Below are 2,520 nucleotides of genomic sequence, written 5' to 3' on the forward strand. Positions count from 1 at the left end.
CCGCGAAGCCGCGGACGGGCGGCGTCACCGCGGGGCCGGGACGGTCCCGGCGCGGCGCGCCCCCGCTGAACCTGCCGTCGCGGACGGCGAAGGTCGTTGACGCGCCGGCCGCCAAGGGCGGGTCGGCCGGTGGCGCAGCAGGCGGCGGCGGTGCCGGCGTGGGCGCGATCGTCGCGCGGCCGGGCGGGGTCTCGGGCGGGCGCGGGAGCGGCGGCTCGGCGTCGGGTGGCGGCAAGCCGTCCGGCGGTGCGGGTTCCGGCACCGGTGCGCCGCGTCCGACGTCCTGGTCGGGACGCGGCGGAGGCGGCGGTGTCACCGGCGGCGGTAGCGGCGGCTCGGGCGGCTCCGGCGGTTCGTCCGGCGGCGGCTCGGGTGGCTCCAGCGGCGGCTCCGGTGGCGGTTCGGGCAACGGGCGCGGCGGCTGGTTCTCCGGCGGCGGGCGCTCGTCCGGCTCCACCGAGCGCGGCCGCGGCCGCGCGGGCGGCGGGTCCGGCGGATCCGGAGGCTCGGGCGGCGGCGCGCCGGCGCGCGGGTCCGGTGGGTCCGGAGGCTCGGGCGAGCCGGCGTCGAACGTCCCCCGGCCCCGTGCCGGTGCGGGCGGCGGCGGTGCGGCGCCGTCGAACGGCGGTCCCGGCGGGCGGCAGTCGCCGCCGCCGCTGTGGGGCCGGCGCGGCTCCGAGGAGGGGCCGCCGATCCCGTTCTGGCTGCGTCCGGTCGAGCCCGGTCCGGGCGAGTCCGACCGGGACGAGTGATGAACCTGAACGACCGCCAGCGCAAGCTCTTGTTCGCCGGGCTCGTGGTGGTGCTCGCCGCCATCGGCGTCTACCTGACGGTGGCGGCGCCGGAGCACGACCACGACAAGGCGGACGCGCGCCCGAGCGCGACGGCGACGGCCGGCCCGAGCGCGCCGGCGTCGCCGCCGCCGGGGATCCACAGCACCGTCGACCCGAAGAACTTCGACATCTACCGGCTGCTGCCGTTCTCGCAGCAGGACTTCGCGACGGCCGCCGACCTCGCGCAGCGGTTCGTCGCGGCGTACGGGACGTACCGCTACGACGAGGACCCGACCGCTTACATCGGCCGGATGTCCGGCATGGTCACCGATGACCTGCGCGGCCAGCTGGAGGCGGGCGCGTCCGCGCCGGGGATCCAGGACGAGCGCCGCAAGGAGCAGCTCGTCGCGCAGGGCGGCGCCTCGCTCGACCAGGTCCGCACCATCGAGAACAACTCGATCATCTTCCTGGTGACCGGGAAGCAGCAGCTCACCAAGAACGGGACGGCGAGCAGCGACAGCAAGCAGTACGCGGTGACCGTGTCGCGCGACGGCGGGTCGCTGAAGGTGTACGCGTTCGCGCCCGCCGACGCGGGCCAGGCGGGGGACACCGGATGACCCCGAAACGTGTGCTGGCGGCGTGCGCGCTCGCCGCCGCGGCGGCGCTGTTCGTCGCGCTGATCTTCGTGCCGATCCTGTTCGGCGCGAGCCAGTTCATGTTCGGCGGCAGCGTGAACGGCGGCTGTGTCGACACCTCGGGGGCGGGCGCGCAGCCCGCGGAGGCGGGCGACGCGAAGTCGATCCCGGCGAACTACCTCGACCTCTACAAGAAGGCCGGCAAGGACTACGGCATCCCGTGGAACGTGCTGGCGGGCATCGGCGAGGTGGAGACCGGGCACGGCACGTCCAACGCGCAGGGCGTGCACAGCGGCGAGAACTACGCGGGCGCGGGCGGGCCGATGCAGTTCCTGGACCCGACGTTCAAGTCCTTCGCGGTGGACGGGAACAAGGACGGCAAGAAGGACCGCTACGACCCGGCCGACGCGATCCCGACCGCCGCCGCCTACCTGAAGCACAACGGTGCCCCGCAGCGGATGAAGACCGCGATCTTCCAGTACAACCACTCGTGGGACTACGTGAACATGGTCCTGGCGTGGGCGAAGCGGTACGGCGGCGGCGACTTCAAGGTGGTGCAGTCCAACGGCGTCGACTGCCAGGACAACGAGCTGCCGGCGAACGCGAGCCAGCTCGTCCAGAAGATCATCGCGTTCGCGCTGGCGCAGCGCGGGAAGCCGTACGTGTTCGGCGCGACCGGCCCGGACGCGTGGGACTGCTCCAGCCTGGTGCAGGCGGCCTACCGGGCGGCGGGGCTCGGCATCCCGCGGACCACGTTCGAGCAGTGGCCGTTCGGGCTGAAGGTCGCCAAGGGCAAGGAGCAGCCGGGCGACCTGGTGTTCTTCAACTCGGGTCCGGGGACGTCGGCGGACAATCCCGGCCATGTCGGGATGGTCATCGGCAACGGCAAGATGATCGTCGCGAGCTGCTCGGCGTGCGTGCCCGCGATCGGCGTGAAGCCCTACAAGCGGCCGGACTGGGTGGGCGTGACGCGCCCGCTGGCCAGCCCGCAGCTCAAGGCCAAGGTCGGGCAGCTGGCCGCGCAACAGCCGGGCGGCTGACCGGGGACGCCCCCGGCGGCGGCCGGGGGGGCCCGGGGGGGGGCAGCCGCCGCAGGGGGGGTGGGAGAAAGG

Annotated in this window: 2 protein-coding genes and 1 pseudogene; all 3 read left to right on the top strand. The window is 74.8% G+C overall.

Going from position 1 to position 2,520, the window contains the following annotated elements:
• Positions 1–752: pseudogene (locus tag ABZ914_RS39320) on the top strand (hypothetical protein); the annotation flags it as partial.
• Entirely contained in the window at positions 752–1,390 is a 639-nt protein-coding gene (locus ABZ914_RS39325) for a hypothetical protein (RefSeq protein ID WP_433245839.1), read from the top strand. The pseudogene ABZ914_RS39320 and the gene ABZ914_RS39325, both read left to right, overlap by 1 nt.
• The gene (locus tag ABZ914_RS39330) at positions 1,387–2,448 is read left to right on the top strand and encodes a C40 family peptidase (protein ID WP_500199599.1); all 1,062 of its coding nucleotides are present in this window, start codon (positions 1,387–1,389) and stop codon (positions 2,446–2,448) included. Before ABZ914_RS39325 ends, ABZ914_RS39330 begins: the two co-directional genes overlap by 4 nt.
• The last annotated feature ends 72 nt before the right edge of the window (positions 2,449–2,520 follow it).

This window comes from Spirillospora sp. NPDC046719, from assembly GCF_040645715.1.
Taxonomy (GTDB): Bacteria; Actinomycetota; Actinomycetes; order Streptosporangiales; family Streptosporangiaceae; genus Spirillospora.